This window comes from Deltaproteobacteria bacterium, from assembly GCA_035063765.1.
In the GTDB taxonomy this organism is placed as follows: Bacteria; Myxococcota_A; UBA9160; order UBA9160; family PR03; genus CAADGG01.
The window spans coordinates 42,283-60,053 of the sequence record JAPSFT010000003.1 but is presented as its reverse complement, the minus strand read 5'-3'; the positions used below and the strand labels follow the sequence as shown (position 1 = coordinate 60,053).

Genomic DNA, 17,771 nt, shown 5'->3' with positions numbered 1-17,771 from the left:
GGCCCGGCCTGCATCCGCGAGAGGCGCTCTAGCGCCTGCGCACCCGCTCGAGCTCGAGCGCGATCTCCGAGGCTGCTCGGCGCAGGTCGACGATCTCCTCGCGCAGGCGCACGATCACGGCGGCGCCCGCCACGTTCACCTCGAGCTCCTGGACCAGCTCGCGCGCCACCCGCGCCCGCTCGAGCATGAACGGCGAGAAGCGGTCGCGCTCCGGTGCGTCGGCCACCAGGACGGCCTCGCGCACCAGCTCACCGGCCAGGCCCTCGTCGAGCTCGAGCAGCTCACAGATCTGGCGCAGGCTGTAGGAGGTCATCGCGGGCCTCCCTTGAGGGCCGCCCGCGGGTCGCGGCCGGCGTAGAGCGGCTCCATGCCCTTCGCGATCTCCTCGAGCTCCGCACCGCGCCCTTCGGGCAGGTCCACGACCAGGTGCAGATAGAGGTCGCCGCGCTCCGCGCCGCCGCGCCGGCCGGCGCCCTTGCCGCGCAGGCGCAGGCGCTGGCCCGGGCGCGCGTGCGGCGGGACCTTCACCGTCGCGACACCGTCCGGCGTCGGAACCTCGACCGACGCCCCGAGCACCAGCTCCGGCAGCGTGACCGGCAGGTCGAGGGCCAGGTCGTCGCCCTCGCGCCGGAAGAAGGGGTGGGGACGCACGCGCAGGGTCAGGTACAGATCGCCCGGCGGGGCCCCCTCGGCGCCGGGCTCGCCCTGGCCGGCGAGGCGCACGCGGGCGCCCTCCGCCGCGCCGGCCGGGATCCGCACGCGCAGGGTGCCGCGGCCCGGCACCTCGAGCCGCACCTCCCGGCCGAGCACGGCGTCGAGGAAGTCGACGGCGACCTCGGCGTGGACGTCGCGGCCCTGGCGCGGAACGCTCCGCCACCCGCGCCGCGCACCGCCGAGCCCCCCGAGGCCGCCGAGCCGGCCCAGCAGCTCGTCGAGATCGACCTCCTCGGCGCCGAAGGCCTCGTGCGAGGGCGAGCGGCGCGCGCCCTCGGACCAGCGCTTGTACGCGCGCGCCTGCTCGGGGTCGAAGCCGGGCTGCAGCCCCTGCACGCCGAACTCGTCGTAGCGGGCGCGCTTCTCGGGGTCGGAGAGGACGTCGTAGGCGAAGGAGATCTCCTTGAAGCGCTCCTCGGCCGTCTGGTCGTTGGGGTTGACGTCGGGATGGTACCGCCGGGCGAGCCGGCGATAGGCCTTGCGGATCTCGTCCTCGCCCGCCTTGCGATCGACGCCGAGCGTCGCGTACAGGTCCTGTTCGTCCATCTCGATGGCCGCGCCCCTCGTCGATGACCGCGCCCCTGGTGACCGCGCCCCTGGTGACCGTGCCCCTGGTGACCGTGCCCCTGGTGACCGGGCTCCTGGTGACCGTGCTCCTGGTGACCGCGTCCCGGGCAGATCGTGGTTCCGCGGCCCGAGGGTATCGCAGCCATCGGCGCGCGAGGTAACCTGCCCGGCCGATGTCGCCGCTGGACCTCGTCCCCTGGCTGTTCTTCCTCGCCCTGATCGGCGTGGTGCTCGCCTTCGACCTCGGCGTGTTCAAGCGCGAGGCGCACGCGATCACCTTCGGCGAGGCCCTGACGCGCAGCGTGATCTACATCTCGCTCGGCCTCGCCTTCAACCTGCTCGTCTACTTCCTGTACGAGCACAACCTGTTCGGTGTCGGCCACCACGTCGGACACCCGCTCGACGGCGGTACCGCGGCGCTCCAGTTCTTCACGGGCTTCCTGCTCGAGTACAGCCTCTCGCTCGACAACGTCTTCGTGATCGCGATCATCTTCAACTACTTCCAGATTCCGCTGGCCTACCAGCACCGGGTGCTGTTCTGGGGGGTCCTGGGCGCGCTGATCATGCGCGGCATCATGATCGCACTCGGTGCCGCCCTGATCTCGCGCTTCGACTGGATCATCTACGTCTTCGGCGGGATCCTGATCCTGACCGCGCTGCGCATGCTCTTCTCCGGCCACGAGAACGTCGAGCCCGAGAAGAGCCCGGTGGTACGGCTGGCCCGGCGTCTCTACCCGGTGACCCCCACGCTCCACGGGGAGCACTTCTTCGTGGACTGGAACGGGCGCCGTGCAGCCACCCCGCTGTTCCTGGTGTTGCTGGTCGTGGAGAGCACGGACGTGATCTTCGCGGTCGACTCGATCCCGGCGATCTTCGCCGTCACCCGCGATCCCTTCCTGGTCTTCAGCTCGAACGTCTTCGCGATCCTGGGCCTGCGCAGCCTCTACTTCGCCATCGCGCCGCTGATGGACAAGTTCCGCTACCTGAAGCTCTCGCTGGTGTTCGTGCTGGCCTTCGTCGGCGTGAAGATGATCCTCTCCCACCACGAGCCGATCCCGACCCGGATCTCGCTGTCGGTGATCATCGGGATCCTCGCGGTGGGCGTGCTGGCGAGCGCGCTGGCCCTGGCCCGCGAGGCGGGGCCGCTGCGCCTGCCGGGGGCCGACCTCGACGCCATCACGCGCTCGACCCTGACCGCCGCCCGCAAGCTGATCGTGCTGGTGCTCGGCGCCACGGTGCTCGTGATCGGCGCCGCGATGGTGGTGCTCCCGGGGCCGGCGCTGGTCGTGATCCCGGCCGGCCTCGCGATCCTCGCCAGCGAGTTCGTCTGGGCCCGCCGGCTCCTGCAACGGCTGCGCAACGAGGTGCGTAGCCTGGTGGGCGCCGGGAAGGGTCGGGGTGACGGCTCCGCCTAGCCCCACCCGCCGGGCTGGACAGTGCTCCGGGCCACCGGTACACCCCCGGCTCGATGAACCGCGTCGCAGCCGCCACGGGCCTCGTCCTCGTCGCGCTCGGCCTCGGGATCTTCGCGTGGAAGGTCTTCGGCTACGGCCTGCCCGTCGTCCCTGGCGACCCGGAAGGCCTGTGGCGGGTGGAGCTCGCGATCACCGTGCGCGGAGGCGGCGCCCGCGGGAGCGTGCGTGCCCCCCTGCCCTCGAGCGGGTCGGGCCAGGAGGTCTACGACGAGCGCTCGGTCGGCGACCGGCTGAGCTTCTCGATCCGGCCCGAGGGGAAGAACCGCATCGCGGTCTGGCGCGGCGAGATCGGCGGCATCCACGACATCGCCTACGGCTATCGCGTGCGGCTCACGCCCCTGCAGCAGGGGCTCTCCGAGGAGGTGCTCACCCCGGCGCCGCGCGAGGTCGTGCAGCGCTTCGGGAGGCCGAGCGCCGCCTTTCCCTCCGACGCGCCGGAGATCACCGAGGTGCTGGACTCGCTGGGCCTGCCCCCCGCCGACGACGTGCCGGGGCGCCTGCGCTCGATCTACGCCTGGATCGCGCACGAGATCCTCACGCTCGAGGGCGGTAGCGACGATGCCCTGATCACGCTCGCGAACCGCGGGGGGAGCGAGCGAGGCAAGGTGGCGCTCATGGTCTCGCTGCTGCGTGCGATCGGCGTACCCGCGCGGCCGGTGCTCGGGCTCGAGCTCGGCGCGGGCGCGCCGGACGAGACCGTGTGGGCGGAGGCGTGGGCCGGCGGCTGGGTGCCACTCTCGCCGACCGGCGCCTTCTTCGCCTCCCATCCCGGCAACCTGCTGGTGCTGCGAACGGGCTCGCTCTCGGGCGTCGAGTCCACCGGCGCGCAGGCGCTCAGCTACCGCTATCACGCGCTGCGCGAGCATCTGGGCGCCGACGAGCTGGCCACCCTGATGGTCCCGCCGAGTCCGGTCTTCGCGGCGCTCTCGCTCTACCGGCTTCCGGTCGCGACCCAGGGCGCCCTGCGCGCGCTGCTCCTGTTCCCGCTCGGCGCGCTCGTGCTGGCGCTGCTCCGCAACCTCGTGGGCCTCCAGACCTTCGGGACCTTCATGCCGGTGCTGGTCGCCTTCGCGCTGCGCCAGGTGGACCTGGGGGTCGGGCTCGCACTGGTGGCGGGCGTGCTCGGCCTCGGCGTCTTCGGCCGCCTCGTGCTCGACCGCCTGCGCCTGCTGCTGGTGCCGCGGCTCTCGATCCTGCTCTGCCTGGTGGTGCTCGGGGTCACGGGCTTCGCGCTGATCGGCAGCAGCTTCGAGCGCCGCGACTTCCTGGCCGGCGTGCTGTTCCCGATCGTGATCCTGACCATGCTCTGCGAGCGCTTCTCGATCGCGATCGCCGAGGAGGGCATGCGCAACGCGCTGGCGCGCATGGGCTACTCGCTGCTGGTCGTGGCGGCCGTGTACCCGATCATGCGCGACCCGCGTGCCGAGCACCTGATGTTCTCGTTCCCCGAGCTGACCCTGGTCGTGATGGGCCTGCTGGTCTGGATCGGCGGCTACACCGGCTACCGGCTGATGGACCTGGTGCGCTTCCGGTCCTTCGCGAGTCCGGCCGAGGGGGCCGCATGAGCCCTCCGGGTCGTCCAGGATGAATCCGCTCCGGGTCTGGCGCGCCCTGCGCCGCCAGGGCGTGCTCGGTATCAACGGCCGCAACGCGGACTACACGCTGCGCTGGAACCCGCGCCGCTGCTACCCGAACGTCGACGACAAGCTCCGCACCAAGGAGCTGTGCCGGCAGGCCGGCATCCCGACGCCGCAGCTCCTGGCCGTGGCGCGCCATCACTTCGAGCTGCGCAAGCTCGGCCCGGAGCTGGCGCGGCTCTTCGACTTCGTGCTGAAGCCGGCCCACGGCGCGATGGGCAACGGCATCCTGGTGGTCCGCGGGCGCGAGGGCGAGCGCTTCCTCGCCGCCGGAGGCCGTAGCGTCGCGCTCGGAGATCTGCTCTACCACGCCGCCGGGATCATCTCCGGTCTCTACGCAATCGGCGGCCAGCCCGACGCCGCGATGGTGGAGGAGCGCCTCGTCGTCCACCCCGAGCTGGCCGCGATCGCCACCGACGGCGTGCCCGACGTCCGCGTCGTCGTCTACCGCGGCGTGCCGGCGATGGCGATGACGCGGCTGCCGACGAGCCGTTCCGGCGGGCGCGCCAACATCCACCAGGGCGCCGTCGCCGCGGGCATCGACCTCGTCTCCGGGCGCACCACCCACGCGATCCAGCAGAGCCGTCCGATCGCGACGCATCCCGACAGCGGCGAGCCGCTGCTCGGGCGCGAGATCCCCGGTTTCAAGGACCTGCTCTCGATCGCGGTGCGCGCGGCCGACGTGACCGGGCTCGGCTACGTCGGCGCCGACCTGGTCGTGGACGCACGGCGCGGCCCCGTGCTGCTCGAGATGAACGCGCGCCCGGGTCTGATGGTGCAGCTCGCCAACCGCGGCGGGCTCCTGCCTCGGCTGCGCGCGGTGGACCGCTCCTGGCAGCCGGACCTGGGCGTCGACGAGCGGCTGGCGCTCGGCGTGCGGATCGCGGGCGCGCTCGTGGACCTGCGGGACGCCGCATGATCCGTGCGAATCGCGGAGCCGGGCTCGCATGCGCCTGCGCCCTCGCCGGGCTCGTGGCGGTGTCGGCTACGCTCGGGGCCCCCGCCCGTGCCCAGCAGGCGCCCGCCCCCCCCGCGCCGGACGTGAGCTACGACGTCGACTACGAGTTCCTGATCGTCCCGACCGAGAACGCCGCGAAGGTGACGATCGCCGTCAGCGATCCGGAGGACGGGCTGCTCTCGCTGCGCTTCGCGCACGATCCCGAGCGCCAGACCCACTGGACGGGCTCGGGCGAGCTCTCGATCGAGGAGCGCTGGGTGACCTGGACGCCGCCCCGGCACGGCGGCGAGCTCCGCTACACGGTGCGCATCGACCACCTGCGCAACGAGCACAGCTACGACGCGCGCGCGACGCGCCAGTGGGCGCTCTTGCGCGGCGACTCCCTGGTGCCGCCCGCGCGCGTGCGCACCGACCGGATGGCACACGCCGTCGCGCACCTGCGCCTGCGGCTGCCGGAGGGCTGGTCGGCGGTGCTGCCCTACCGGCGTCTCCCGGACGGCCGCTACGAGATCTCCAACCCGCGCCGGCGCTTCGATCGCCCGGTGGGCTGGATGGTGTTCGGGCGGCTCGGGACCGTGCGCGAGCGCGTGGCCGGCGCGTCGCTCGCGATCGGTGGACCGGTCGGGCACGGCATGCGCCGGCAGGACCTGCTCGCGATGCTGCGCTGGACGCTGCCGACGCTGCGCAAGATCGCGCCGCTCCCGGAGCGCATCGCGGTGGTGGGCGCCGGCGACCCGATGTGGCGCGGCGGCCTCTCCGGCCCGCGCAGCGCCTACCTCCATACGAGCCTCCCCTTGATCAGCGAGGACGGCACGAGCCCGCTCCTGCACGAGATCGTGCACCTCTGGATGGGTGCGCGCGCCGGACCGGACGGCGACTGGATCGTCGAGGGGCTGGCGGAGCTGTATTCGCTCGAGGCGCTGGTGCGCTCGCGGACGGTGTCGAAGCGGCGCTACGAACGCGCGCTGGCGCGGATCGGGGCGCGCGGGCGCGGCGTGCGCAGCGTGGTGGCGACGGAACGCGCCTCGGGGGCGGTCACGGCACGCGCCGTCGGCCTCCTGCGCGACCTCGACGGGGAGATCCGCGCCGCCAGCGCCGGCGCGCGGGGCCTCGACGACGTCGTGCACGAGCTCGCGACCGCGCCGCAGACGGTGTCGCTCGCGCGCTTCCGCGCCCTCTGCGAACGGGTGGCCGGCGCCCCCCTCCCCGACTTCTTCGCCCGCCGCGAGCTCTCCCGCGCGCCGTAGCCCGGCTACTTCCCGCCGGCGCGGGTACCGCCGTTGCCGGCCAGCGAGAGCTTCACGCGGTCGGGCTCGACGGCGAGCGGGCGCCAGCCCTCGGGGTGGCGCACGTCGCCGGGGTCGATCTCGAAGGTGCGGCGGCCGAGCTGGACCAGCAGCGCGTCCACGTGCACCTCGGCCTCCGAGCCGCCGCCCGAGAAGAGCAGGCTGCGCCGCGGGCCCTCGAAGACGACCTCCACCTCGCTCGGTTCCACGCTCTCGAGCGTCCAGCCCGGCGGCAGGTTGTCGACCACGACCGGCACGCGGCGCGCGAAGCGGTCCACCACGGAGCCCGGCACGAGCAGGAACCAGAACGCGAGCGAGGCGCCGAGGGCGACCAGCGCCTCCGGCCAGCGCCGGGCGACCGCGCGCAGCGCGCCGCGGTCGTCGGGGCGCTTCGACACGCGCTGGAGGAAGCGCCGCAGCTCGGACGCCAGCGCCTCCGGTCCCGGCAGCCGGTGCAGGCTCCCGTCGCGCGCTACCGACACCGTTCCGCGTTCCTCCGACACCACCACGCAGAAGGCGTCGCTGCGCTCGGCGAGGCCCAGCGCCGCGGCGTGACGGGTGCCGCCGCCGCCGAGCTGCTCGCCGTCGGTCGAGAGCGGCAGGTGCAGCGCGAAGCGCCGCACGCGATCACCCTCGACGAGGACGGCCCCGTCGTGCCCCGCCGAGTGCGGGTCGAAGAGCGAGAGCAGGAGGGGCTCGGAGAGCTTGCCGTCGAGCTCGATCCCGCCCGCCACGTGGCGGTCGAGCGGCTCGCGCCCGGCCAGTACGACCAGCGCGCCGATCCGCGCGGCTGCCATCCGGCGCACCGCGCCGACCAGCGCGTCGACGGCGTCGGCGGGCGCGGCCTGCGGGCGCCGGCGCAGCCCCCAGACCGCGAGCTGCTCGAGCCCGCGCCGCAGGTCGTCCTGGAACACCACCACGAGCACGAGCACGCCGACCGCGAAGAAGCCCTGGAGGATCCAGACCGTCATCTGGAGCCCGAGCGCGCGCGCCACCAGGAAGAGCGCTCCGGCGATCGCAACGCCGGCCAGCGCGATGCGCCCGCGCGCATGGCGCACCCAGCCGAGCGCGGTGAAGAGCAGGACCGCGACGATCAGGACGTCGATCAGGTCCGTGAGGCGGACGTCGGGCAAGGGCCGGCTCGCGTGGGGGCGGAACGTGCCGGCGGGTCTAGCACCGTGATAGCGTCCGCTCAATGGCGGAGCGGGCCCGTGGCGGCGAGGCCGCAGCGCAAGCCGCAGCGCGAGCGGGAGCACGAGCGCGGCGGCTGCGCCCCGCGCTCGTCGCCACGGGGATCGCGCTGCTGATCGTGGCCGGGCGCCAGCTCGGTGCGCTGGCGCCCGCGTTCCAGGCCCGGGTCGAAGGCCTCGGCGCATGGGGACCGCTCGTCTTCATGGCCGGCTACGTGCTCGCCGTGCTGGCGTTCGTCCCGGGCTCGCTCCTGACGCTCGCCGGCGGCGCCGTCTTCGGGCTCGCGCGCGGGACGGCCTACGTGTTCGTCGCTGCCCTGATCGGCGCCACGCTCGCCTTCCTGGTCGCGCGCCACCTGGCCCGGCCCTGGGTCGAGCGGCGGATCGCCGCGGATCCGCGTTTCGCGGCCATCGACCGCGCGATCGCGGCCCAGGGCGGCCGCATCGTCTTCCTGCTGCGGCTCTCGCCGCTGCTCCCGTTCAACCTGCTGAACTACGCGCTCGGCCTCACGCGCGTACGCCTGCGCGACTACCTGCTCGCCTCGGCCGGCATGCTGCCGGGCACGCTCCTCTACGTGTACTCCGGCTCGCTCGCCGGCGAGCTCGCCCGGGCCGCCGGCGGTACGCGCTCGCGCAGCCCGGCCGAGTGGGCGCTCCTGGCGCTCGGGCTCGTCGCGACGGTGGCCGCGACCCATCTCGTGGCGCGCCTCGCCCGCCAGGCGCTGCGGGGCTCGGCCGGCGAGGACCTGGCGTGAGCCGGCCCCCGCTCCTGCCCGCGGATCCGCACGACGCCGCGCGGCTCGCCGCGCTCGCGCCGCCCGACTGGAGGAACCCCGAACCGGCCCGGCGCTACGACCTGGTCGTGCTCGGCGCCGGCACCGCCGGCCTGGTCAGCGCCGCGATCGCGAGCGGGCTCGGCGCGCGCGTCGCGCTCGTCGAGCGCGGCCTCCTGGGCGGCGACTGCCTGAACGTGGGCTGCGTGCCCTCGAAGGCGGTGCTGCGCGCCGGCCGCTTCGCTGCCGACGCCCGCCGGGCGCGGGCGATCGGCCTCGCGCCGCCCGAAGGCGCGCAGCCCGACTTCGCGGCCGCGATGGAGCGCATGCGGGCGATCCGCGCCGCGATCGCGCCCCACGACTCCGCGTACCGCTTCCGCGACGAGCTCGGCGTCGACGTCTTCCTCGGCGAGGGTCGCTTCGCGGGCTCCGGGGAGGCGCTCGTGGGCGGGCGCCGGCTCGCCTTCCGGCGCGCGATCGTCGCGACCGGCGCGCGCGCCGCGCTGCCGCCGATCCCGGGCCTCCCGGAAGCCCACCCCCTCACCAACGAGACCGTCTTCGACCTGCGCGAGGCGCCGGCGCGGCTCGCCGTGCTCGGCGGCGGTCCGATCGGCTGCGAGCTGGCGCAGGCCTTCGCGCGGCTCGGGGTCTCGGTGACGCTCTTCGAGGTCGCCCCGCGGCTGCTTGCGCGCGACGACCCCGAGGCGGCCGGGATCGTGGCCCAGGCGCTCGCCCGCGACGGCGTGCGCGTGCTGCTCGGCACCCGCGTCGAGCGCGTGGCGCGCGACGGCGCGGTGCGCCGCCTGCGCTTCGCCGCGGAGGGCGCCGGCGCCGGCGAGGAGGCCTTCGACGAGCTGCTCGTCGCCGCCGGACGCCTCCCCAACGTCCAGGGCCTGGGGCTCGAGGCCGCCGGCGTCGGCTACGACGCGCAGCGCGGGGTCACGGTCGACGACTTCCTGCGCACCACGAACCGCCGCGTCTACGCCGTCGGCGACTGCGCGCTGGAGACCCGGTTCACGCACGCCGCCGACGCTGCCGCCCGGCTCGCGGTCCGGAACGCGCTCTTCTACGGCCGCCAGCGGCTCTCCCGGCTCGTGATCCCCTGGTGCACCTACACCGATCCCGAGCTGGCCCAGGCAGGCTTGACGCCGCAGCAGGCCGAGGAGCAGGGCGTCGCGATCGACACCTACACCGTACCCATGACCGCCAACGACCGCGCCCGCACGGAGGGCGAGACGGAGGGCTTCGCGCGCCTCCACACGCCCAGGGGCAGGGACACGATCGTCGGCGCCACCATCGTGGGGGCGGGCGCCGGCGAGCAGATCGCGCTGGTCGTGGCCGCCATGACCGCCGGCCTCGGCCTCGGCGCGCTGTCCGCCACGGTCCTCCCCTATCCGACGCGGGCCATGGCCGTGACCGGCGCCGCCAACGCCTACCTCCGCACGCGGCTCACACCGCTCGCGAGGCGCATGCTGGGCGTGGTGCTGCGGCTGCCGCACTGAGGCTGGCCGCGGTCGAGCCCGGTCCCGGGATCCGATCGCGCGTTCGCGCTAGCTAGCTAGCGGAACAGCGGCCCGTGCAGCCAGCGCAGGCCGACCGTGACGGCGATCCCGAGCGCGACCACGGCTGGCGAAAGCTCGCGCAGGCCGGGCCGGGTGCCGGCGCCGGTGAAGGGAAGGAACGGTGTCGCCGCGATCCACTCCGCGTAGCCCGGCTGGGTGGCGCGCTTGCGGGCGTCCTGGTGGGCGCAGCCGACGAGGGCGAAGAGCGGGAAGCCGGCCCAGAAGGCGACGTCGGTGGCGAAGCCGTTCCCGGGCAGGTGGAGCAGGCCGGCGAGGCCGAGGCCCATGAAGAGCGGGTGGCGGGTGATGCGGTGGACGCCGCGGGGCTCCCGCAGGCGCCGCTCCTCGGGCAGGCCGACCGTGGCAGGGCTCGGACTCGCCAGGCCCGCGACGGCGATCGTCCAGGCCACGGCCTGTCCGGCGTAGATCGCCCACAGTCCCGCCGTCCCGATCGGGAGCGCCCACAGCAACGCACCCTCGTGTCGATGGGCCAGGTAGACCCAGACGAGCGGCACGAAGCTGGCGAAGGCGACCAGCGAGTAGACGCCGAGGAAGCCGCGCTCGCCGAGCGCGGCGGCGAGCCGTGCCCGCAGGCCCGGGCTCGACAGCGCCACGTGGGTCGCGCCGAAGAGCACCCAGAGCAGGGCCACCGCCACCGCGGGCGACATCAGGCGAGCCCCTGCGCCGCGGCGGCCTCGGCGCGCACCGCCTCGGGCCCGCCGAGGAGCTGCCGGTCGAGGCCGGCGCGCTTGAACCACAGATGCAGGTCACCCTCGTCGGTGAAGCCGTAGCCGCCGTGGACCTCGGTGGCGGTGCGGACGATCGCGGTCGCCACCTCGGCCAGGTGGGCCTTGGCGTGCGCCGCCATCACCGTGGCCTCTTCGGGCCGCTGGTCGAAGGCGTAGGCCGCGTACCAGACGAGCGAGCGGGCGGGCTCGAGCTCGGCGGCCATCTCGGCGCACAGGTGCTTCACGGCCTGGAAGGAGCCGATCGGCCGGCCGAACTGGACGCGCTGCTTCGCGTAGGCGACGGCCATCTCGAGGGCGCGTTCGGCGGCGCCGAGCGCGTCGGCCGCGAGCGCCACGCGGCCTGCGTCGAGCACGCGCGCCGCGGCGCCAGCCACGCCGGCCGGCCCGCCGAGCCAGTCGATCGGCCCCACGCCGTCGAAGCCGAGCTCGGCGACCCGGCGCGTGCGGTCGATCGTCGGCAGCGTCGTCACGGCGAGGCCGGACGCATCGGAGGGGACCAGGACGAGGTGATCGCGGTCGAGCGCGACCAGGAACGCGTCGGCGGCGCCCGTGTCGATCGCGAAGAGCGCCCGGCCCTGGAGGCGGCCCCCGTCCACGCGCAGGCCCGCGTCGGCGCGCCGGCCGCTGAGCTCACCGAGCGCGACGCCGATCCGGGCCGTGCCGCTCGCGAGCTTCGGGAGCCACTCGCGGCGCTGGATCCCGGTGCCGGCTGCGAGCAGCGCCAGCGGCGCGAGCACGGCGCTGCCGAGGTAGGGCGCCGGCGCGGCGGCGCGCGCCAGGCTCTCCATCGCGAGCGCCGCGTCGAGCAGCCCGAGGCCGCCGCCGCCGTGCTCCTCGGGGACCAGGAGGCCCAGCACACCGAGCTCGGCGAGACCCTGCCACAAGCCCGCGTCGGTCCCGGCCTCGCTCGCGGCGATCTCGCGCACGCGCGCGACGGGAAGCTGCTCGTCGAGCCAACGCCGCAGGGTCTGCTCGAGCAGGCGCTGCTCCTCGGAGAGCCCGAAATCCATCGCCGTCTCCCTACGCCTTCGCCTCGCGCGGCAGACCCAGGCCGCGCTCGGAGATGATGTTCTTCTGGATCTGCGCCGTGCCGCCGCCGATGACGAGCCCGAGCGAGAACATGTAGTGGAACTGCCAGAGCCCGCCGGCGCGCTCGTGCCGGGCGCCCCCGTAGAGCGTGCCGAGCTCGCCCATCGCGTCGATCGCGAGCGCCGCGATCTGGTGCGAGAGCTCGCAGCCGGCGAGCTTGGTGACGAGCGCTGCGGAGCCCTCCGGCGTGCCCGCCGGCCCCGGAGGCTCGCGGCGGATCCGGCAGGTGAGCATGCGCAGCGAGTGGTACTTCATGGCGACGAGCCGCCCCTGGAGCCGCATCAGGCGGTCGCGCAGCGCCGGGTCGTCGATCGCGCGGCGGCCGTCGCGGGTCTCGGCCTGCATCAGCTCGACCAGGCGCGCGAGCGAGGACTCGAGCTGCCCGGTCGCGGCCAGCATGTTGCGCTCGTGCGTGAGCGTGGTGTTGGCGATCTTCCAGCCCTCACCGCGCTTGCCCACCACGTTCGCCTGTGGCACGCGCACGTCGCTGAAGAACACCTCGTTGAACTCGGCGTGGCCGGTCATCGTGGCGAGCGGGCGGACCTCGATCCCGGGCGTGTCCATCGGGATCAGCACGTAGGAGAGGCCGCCGTGCTTGCCGGCGCCGGGCTCGGTACGGATCAGGCCGAACATCATGTCGGCCTGGTGCGCGGTGGTGGTCCAGATCTTCTGGCCGTTGATCACGAAGTCCGTGCCGTCCTCGACGGCGCGCGTCTGCACGTTCGCGAGGTCGCTGCCGGCGTTGGGCTCGGAATAGCCCTGGCACCAGACCACCTCGCCGCGGATCGTGGGCGGCACCCAGCGGCGCTTCTGCTCCTCGCTGCCGTGCTCCAGCAAGGTGGGGACCAGCATGTCGGGCCCCTGCCCGCCGATCCCCGCCGAGACACCGGCGCGTGCGAACTCCTCGTCGAGGAGGACCCGGATCAGTGGATCCGGCGCGGCACCGTAGCCGCCGTACTCCTTCGGGATCGTTCGCGCGGCGTAGCCGTGCTCGATCAGGAGCCGCTGCCAGTCCAGGATCGCCGCGCTGCGCGTGGCACCGGCCAGGAGCTGGCCGCCGCGCGGGGCGCGCTCCTTGTGGAGCTCGAGGAACTCGCGCAGCGCGTGCCGGAAGGCCTCGGCCTCGGGGCCGTAACCGAGATCCATCGCGGGGGTTCTCCTGTCGGGCGTCCGGCGCGCAGCGTAGCAGCGGTCTCTGTTACCCTCGCCGGCCCGGCCGCACCGGAGGAGCCCATGGCACCCGCCCGTTCCGTCCGCTCGCTCGCTCCGCTCGCCGCCCTCGCGCTCGCCCTCGCCCTCGCCTGCGGCGCCCGGGACCGAGGCGCCGCCCCGGCGCCTGCCGCACCGGCTCCCGAGCCGATCGCGGCCTCGCCCGCTCCCGCGGTGGAGCCCCCGGCTCCTGCCGCCGCACCCACTCCCGCACCCGCGGGACCGGTCGTGACGCGGACCGTGCTGCCCGATGGCCAGGTCTTCGAGGCCGAGTACGGCAAGGCCGACCAGCTTCCCACCGGCTTTCCCGACGACGTGCCGCTCTACGGCAACGCGCGGCCCCTCTCGTCGATGGCGGCGCCCGACCACGGCACCGTCGTGAACCTGCGCAGCCCCGATCCGCCCGCCGATCTCTTTGCCTGGTACCAGGAGCACTACCTGGCCCAGGGCTGGGAGATCGAGCTCGCGAAGGAGGAGCACGCGCGCAGCACGCTCGTCGCGCGCAAGGGCAATCGCGTGTCGTCGGTCGTGATCACGGGCGTGCCCGGCGCCACCCAGGCGCTCCTCACGGTGGCGGAGGACCGCTAGCGCTTGGTGACGCGGATTCGCGTCCCGACCCGCGGCCGCGGCCTGCACGAGATCACCGGCCCGGTCGAGGCCGTCGTCGATCCGCTCTACACCCACACGCGCGAAGGGCCCGACGACGTGCCGGCGCACATCAAGGCGGCGCTCACGGCGACCTCGCTGTCGATTCCGGTGCTCGGGGGGCGGCTCGCGCTCGGCCCCTGGCAGGGCGTCTTCGTCTGGGAGCACCGGCGGCGCGGGAGTGGGCGCGAGCTGGTGCTCCACGTCGCCCCGTAGCGTCGCTCGGGGAACCGCGCCCGCCGGCGGCTCACGAGAGCCCCCCCCAGCACAGGTACTTGGTCTCCAGCCACTCCTCGACGCCTTGGCGCGAGCCCTCGCGCCCGATCCCGCTCTGCTTCATGCCGCCGAAGGGCGCAACCTCCGTCGATACCATTCCGGTGTTGATCCCCACCATCCCGTACTCGAGCGCCTCCGACACGCGCCAGGCGCGCGCCGCGTCGCGCGCGTAGAAGTAGGCGGCGAGGCCGAAGGGCGTGTCGTTCGCGATGCGCACGGCCTCGGTTTCGTCGCGGAAACGCAGGATCCCGGCCACCGGACCGAAGGTCTCCTCCTGCGCGAGCAGCATCCCGGTGCCGACCCCGATGAGCAGGGTCGGCTCGTAGAAGGTGCCGCCGAGCGCGTGGGGCTGGCCGCCGACGAGAACGCGCGCGCCGCGCGCGGTGGCGTCCGCCACGTGGCGCTCGACCTTCGCGAGACCGTCCTCGTCGATCAGCGGCCCGATCTGGGCGCCCGCCTCGGTCCCGCGCGCCACGCGGAGCGCCCGGATCCGCTCGGCGAGCGCCGCGACGAAGCGGTCGTGGACCCCGTCCTGCACGAGGATCCGGTTCGCGCACACGCAGGTCTGGCCCGCATTGCGGAACTTCGAGGCGATCACACCCTCGACGGCGGCGGCGAGATCGGCGTCGTCGAAGACCAGGAACGGGGCGTTGCCGCCGAGCTCGAGCGAGACGCGCTTCACGGTGGGCGCGCACTGTGCCATCAAGAGGCGTCCCACCTCGGTCGAGCCGGTGAAGGAGAGCGCGCGCACGATCGGGTTCTCGGCGAGCTCGGCGCCGATCACGGGTGCGTCCTCCGCGGCGCCGGTCACCACCGACAGCAGCCCCACCGGCAGCCCGGCGCGCGCCGCCAGCTCGGCGATCGCCAGCGCGGTCAGCGGCGTCGCCTCGGCGGGCTTGACGACGATCGCGCAGCCGACGGCCAGGGCCGGCGCGATCTTGCGCGCGATCATCGCCGCCGGGAAGTTCCACGGCGTGATGCCGGCGCCCACCCCGATCGGCTCGCGCACGACCACGATGCGGGCGTCGGCGCGGTGGGCGGGGATCGTCTCGCCCTGGACGCGGCGCGCCTCCTCGGCGAACCAGCCGAAGAAGCCGGCCGCGTAGGCGATCTCGGCGCGCGCCTCCGCGAGCGGCTTGCCCTGCTCGCGCGTGATCAGCATCCCGAGGTCGTCCTCGTGCTCGACGAGGAGGTCATGGAAGCGGCGCAGCACGCGCGCGCGCTCCAGCGCGGTGCAGGCCCGCCAGCCGGGCTGGACGGCCGCCGCCGCCGCGATCGCGCGGCGCGTCTCGGCCGCGCCGCAGCGCGGTACGCGCGCCAGCTCCTCGCCGTCGGCGGGGTCGCGCACGGCGAAGGTCGCGCCGGAGTCCGCCCCCGCCCACGTGCCGCCAAGGAAGGCCTGCGTGCGCAGCAGGGTCGGGTCGTGGAGGGCGATCGCCATGCGCCCGACGATAGCCGCCGCACGCGCGCGAGGTCGTCGGCCCGGAGGACGAGCGGCCCCCCGTCCGCGAGGACGAGGGGCCGCCATCTGCCAGCAAGGGAGCCGGAGACTAGAAGTCCATGTCCCCGCCCATGCCACCCATGCCACCCATGCCGCCCATGTCCGGCATGCCGCCGCCGCCGCCGCCGGCCTTCTTCTTCTCCGGCTTCTCGGCGACCATCGCCTCGGTCGTGAGCAGCAGCGAAGCCACCGAAGCGGCGTTCTGGAGCGCCGTGCGCACGACCTTGGTCGGGTCGATCACGCCGGCCTTCACCAGGTCCTCGTACTCCTCGGTCGCGGCGTTGAAGCCGAAGGCGCCCTTGCCTCCCTTCACCTTCTCGACCACGATCGAGCCGTCGATCCCGGCGTTCTGGCTGATCATGCGCAGCGGCTCCTCGACCGCGCGGCGCACGATGTTGACGCCCGCCTTCTGCTCCGCGTCGAGCGCCTCCCCGAGTCCGTCGAGCGCCGCCAGACCGCGCAGCAGCGCGACGCCGCCACCCGGCACCACGCCCTCCTCGACGGCTGCGCGTGTCGCGTGGAGCGCGTCCTCGACGCGCGCCTTCTTCTCCTTCATCTCGCTCTCGGTCGCGGCGCCCACCTTGATCACCGCGACGCCGCCCACGAGCTTCGCGAGCCGCTCCTGGAGCTTCTCGCGGTCGTAGTCCGAGGTCGTCTCCTCGACCTGCTTGCGGATCTCGTTGCAGCGCCCCTCGATCTCCTTCTTGGCGCCGGCGCCGTCGATGATCGTCGTGTTGTCCTTGTCGATCACGACCTTCTTGGCCTTGCCGAGGTCCTTGAGGGCCACGTTCTCGAGCTTGAGGCCGAGCTCCTCGGCGATCACCTGGCCGCCCGTGAGGATCGCCATGTCCTGGAGCATCGCCTTGCGGCGATCGCCGAAGCCCGGCGCCTTCACGCAGGCCGCCTGCAGCGTGCCGCGGATCTTGTTCACCACGAGCGTCGCGAGCGCCTCGCCCTCGACCTCCTCGGCCACGATCAGCAGCGGCTTGCCCTGGCGCGCCACCTGCTCGAGGATCGGGAGCAGGTCCTTCATGCTCGAGATCTTCTTCTCGTTGAGCAGGATCAGCGGGTCCTCGAGCACGGTCTCCATGCGCTGCGGGTCGGTCACGAAGTAGGGCGAGAGGTAGCCGCGGTCGAACTGCATGCCCTCGACCACCTCGAGGGTCGAGTCCATCGACTTGGCCTCCTCGACCGTGATCACGCCCTCCTTGCCGACCTTCTCCATCGCCTCGGCCAGCATCTTGCCGATCGTCTCGTCGCCGTTGGCGGAGACGGTGCCGACCTGGGCGATCTCCTCGCTGTTGCGGGTCGGCTTGGAGAGCTTCTTCAGCTCGTCGGTGATGGCGCCGACGGCCTTGTCGATGCCGCGCTTGAGCTCCATCGGGTTCACGCCGGCGGCCACGAGCTTGCTGCCCTCGCGGAAGATCGCCTGCGCGAGCACGGTCGCGGTGGTGGTGCCGTCACCGGCGTTGTCGGAGGTCTTGCTCGCGACCTCCCTCACCATCTGCGCGCCCATGTTCTCGAACTTGTCCTCGAACTCGACTTCCTTGGCGACGGTGACGCCGTCCTTGGTCACCGTCGGTGAGCCCCAGCTCTTCTCGATGATGACGTTGCGGCCCTTGGGGCCGAGCGTCACGCGGACCGCGTTCGCGAGCCCGTTCACGCCCGCGAGGATCTTCGCGCGGGCGTCCTGGTGGTAGCGGATCTCCTTGGCTGCCATGACTGTCGATTCCTCCTATCAGCCGATGATCGCGAGGACGTCTTCCTCGCGGATGATGACGAGCTCGTCGCCGTCGAGCGTGACCTCGTTGCCCGAGTACTTGCCGAACAGCACCTTGTCGCCGGTCTTCACGTCGAGCGGGCGCACGCTGCCGTCCTCGAGCTGCTTGCCGGTGCCGACCGCGACGACGCGGCCTTCCTGCGGCTTCTCCTTGGCGGTGTCGGGGATGATGATCCCGCCCTTGGTCGTGGTCTCCTCCTCGATGCGCTTGACGAGGATGCGGTCGTGCAGGGGTCGGATCTTCATGAGCGTTGGCTCTCCTCGCGAAAGGCGCCGCGGCCGGCCGCGCCGGCTGCGCCCTCTCGCAGCGTCCTGGTTGCAGGCCGGGCGGCCGGAAGGCGGCGCGCCCGACGGGGCCGT

At 73.8% G+C, this 17,771-nt stretch carries 17 protein-coding genes; 8 read left to right on the top strand and 9 right to left on the bottom strand.

Going from position 1 to position 17,771, the window contains the following annotated elements; all coding sequences use genetic code 11:
• Positions 1-28: 28 nt before the first annotated feature.
• Both OZ948_02220 and OZ948_02215 read right to left on the bottom strand, forming a co-directional pair.
• Positions 29-313: a hypothetical protein gene (locus OZ948_02220; protein MEB2343537.1), complete on the bottom strand. Its 285-nt coding sequence runs from the start codon at positions 311-313 to the stop codon at positions 29-31.
• Positions 310-1,260, bottom strand: a complete 951-nt coding sequence (locus OZ948_02215) for a DnaJ domain-containing protein (protein MEB2343536.1) — start codon at positions 1,258-1,260, stop codon at positions 310-312. The genes OZ948_02220 and OZ948_02215 overlap by 4 nt, the downstream gene beginning before the upstream one ends.
• Positions 1,261-1,454: 194 nt before the next feature.
• Between OZ948_02215 and OZ948_02210 the strand changes: the two genes are divergently transcribed.
• Genes OZ948_02210 through OZ948_02195 form a run of 4 tightly spaced genes read left to right on the top strand, consistent with a single transcriptional unit; the run spans position 1,455 to position 6,598 of the window.
• The gene (locus OZ948_02210) at positions 1,455-2,696 is read left to right on the top strand and encodes a TerC/Alx family metal homeostasis membrane protein (GenBank protein ID MEB2343535.1); all 1,242 of its coding nucleotides are present in this window, start codon (positions 1,455-1,457) and stop codon (positions 2,694-2,696) included.
• A 53-nt stretch (positions 2,697-2,749) separates the two neighbouring features.
• Positions 2,750-4,321, top strand: coding sequence for a UUP1 family membrane protein (locus OZ948_02205; protein MEB2343534.1), 1,572 nt, complete (start codon positions 2,750-2,752; stop codon positions 4,319-4,321).
• Between the two features lie 19 nt (positions 4,322-4,340).
• The gene (locus OZ948_02200) at positions 4,341-5,312 is read left to right on the top strand and encodes an alpha-L-glutamate ligase-like protein (protein MEB2343533.1); all 972 of its coding nucleotides are present in this window, start codon (positions 4,341-4,343) and stop codon (positions 5,310-5,312) included.
• Positions 5,309-6,598: a hypothetical protein gene (locus OZ948_02195; protein ID MEB2343532.1), complete on the top strand. Its 1,290-nt coding sequence runs from the start codon at positions 5,309-5,311 to the stop codon at positions 6,596-6,598. Before OZ948_02200 ends, OZ948_02195 begins: the two co-directional genes overlap by 4 nt.
• A 5-nt stretch (positions 6,599-6,603) precedes the next feature.
• On the opposite strand, the gene OZ948_02190 is transcribed toward OZ948_02195, so the two are convergent.
• Positions 6,604-7,770: a diadenylate cyclase gene (locus OZ948_02190; GenBank protein MEB2343531.1), complete on the bottom strand. Its 1,167-nt coding sequence runs from the start codon at positions 7,768-7,770 to the stop codon at positions 6,604-6,606.
• 62 nt (positions 7,771-7,832) lie between these two features.
• Between OZ948_02190 and OZ948_02185 the strand changes: the two genes are divergently transcribed.
• Together OZ948_02185 and OZ948_02180 are read left to right on the top strand one after the other, a co-directional pair.
• The gene (locus tag OZ948_02185; protein MEB2343530.1) at positions 7,833-8,582 is read left to right on the top strand and encodes a TVP38/TMEM64 family protein; all 750 of its coding nucleotides are present in this window, start codon (positions 7,833-7,835) and stop codon (positions 8,580-8,582) included.
• Entirely contained in the window at positions 8,579-10,102 is a 1,524-nt protein-coding gene (locus tag OZ948_02180) for a mercuric reductase (protein ID MEB2343529.1), read from the top strand. Before OZ948_02185 ends, OZ948_02180 begins: the two co-directional genes overlap by 4 nt.
• Before the next feature lie 56 nt (positions 10,103-10,158).
• Here OZ948_02180 and OZ948_02175 read toward each other — a convergent pair whose 3' ends face one another.
• Genes OZ948_02175 through OZ948_02165 form a run of 3 tightly spaced genes read right to left on the bottom strand, consistent with a single transcriptional unit; the run spans position 10,159 to position 13,146 of the window.
• Positions 10,159-10,830, bottom strand: coding sequence for an NnrU family protein (locus tag OZ948_02175; protein MEB2343528.1), 672 nt, complete (start codon positions 10,828-10,830; stop codon positions 10,159-10,161).
• Positions 10,830-11,921: an acyl-CoA/acyl-ACP dehydrogenase gene (locus OZ948_02170; GenBank protein ID MEB2343527.1), complete on the bottom strand. Its 1,092-nt coding sequence runs from the start codon at positions 11,919-11,921 to the stop codon at positions 10,830-10,832. The genes OZ948_02175 and OZ948_02170 overlap by 1 nt, the downstream gene beginning before the upstream one ends.
• 10 nt (positions 11,922-11,931) lie before the next feature.
• On the bottom strand, positions 11,932-13,146 hold the full coding sequence (locus tag OZ948_02165) for an acyl-CoA dehydrogenase family protein (GenBank protein MEB2343526.1): 1,215 nt from the start codon (positions 13,144-13,146) through the stop codon (positions 11,932-11,934).
• Between the two features lie 87 nt (positions 13,147-13,233).
• On the opposite strand from OZ948_02165, the gene OZ948_02160 reads away from it, so the two are divergent.
• Entirely contained in the window at positions 13,234-13,797 is a 564-nt protein-coding gene (locus tag OZ948_02160) for a hypothetical protein (protein MEB2343525.1), read from the top strand.
• Positions 13,798-13,800: 3 nt separating this feature from the next.
• Complete coding sequence (locus OZ948_02155) at positions 13,801-14,070, top strand: YjbQ family protein (protein MEB2343524.1); 270 nt, start codon at positions 13,801-13,803, stop codon at positions 14,068-14,070.
• A gap of 31 nt (positions 14,071-14,101) precedes the next feature.
• On the opposite strand, the gene OZ948_02150 is transcribed toward OZ948_02155, so the two are convergent.
• From OZ948_02150 to groES, 3 genes are all read right to left on the bottom strand, one after another.
• Positions 14,102-15,571, bottom strand: a complete 1,470-nt coding sequence (locus tag OZ948_02150) for an NAD-dependent succinate-semialdehyde dehydrogenase (GenBank protein MEB2343523.1) — start codon at positions 15,569-15,571, stop codon at positions 14,102-14,104.
• Between the two features lie 109 nt (positions 15,572-15,680).
• Positions 15,681-17,351 carry a chaperonin GroEL gene (gene groL / locus OZ948_02145; GenBank protein ID MEB2343522.1) on the bottom strand — a complete coding sequence of 557 codons (1,671 nt, stop codon included), beginning with the start codon at positions 17,349-17,351 and terminating at the stop codon, positions 15,681-15,683.
• Between the two features lie 18 nt (positions 17,352-17,369).
• Positions 17,370-17,657, bottom strand: a complete 288-nt coding sequence (gene groES / locus OZ948_02140) for a co-chaperone GroES (protein MEB2343521.1) — start codon at positions 17,655-17,657, stop codon at positions 17,370-17,372.
• Positions 17,658-17,771: the final 114 nt, after the last annotated feature.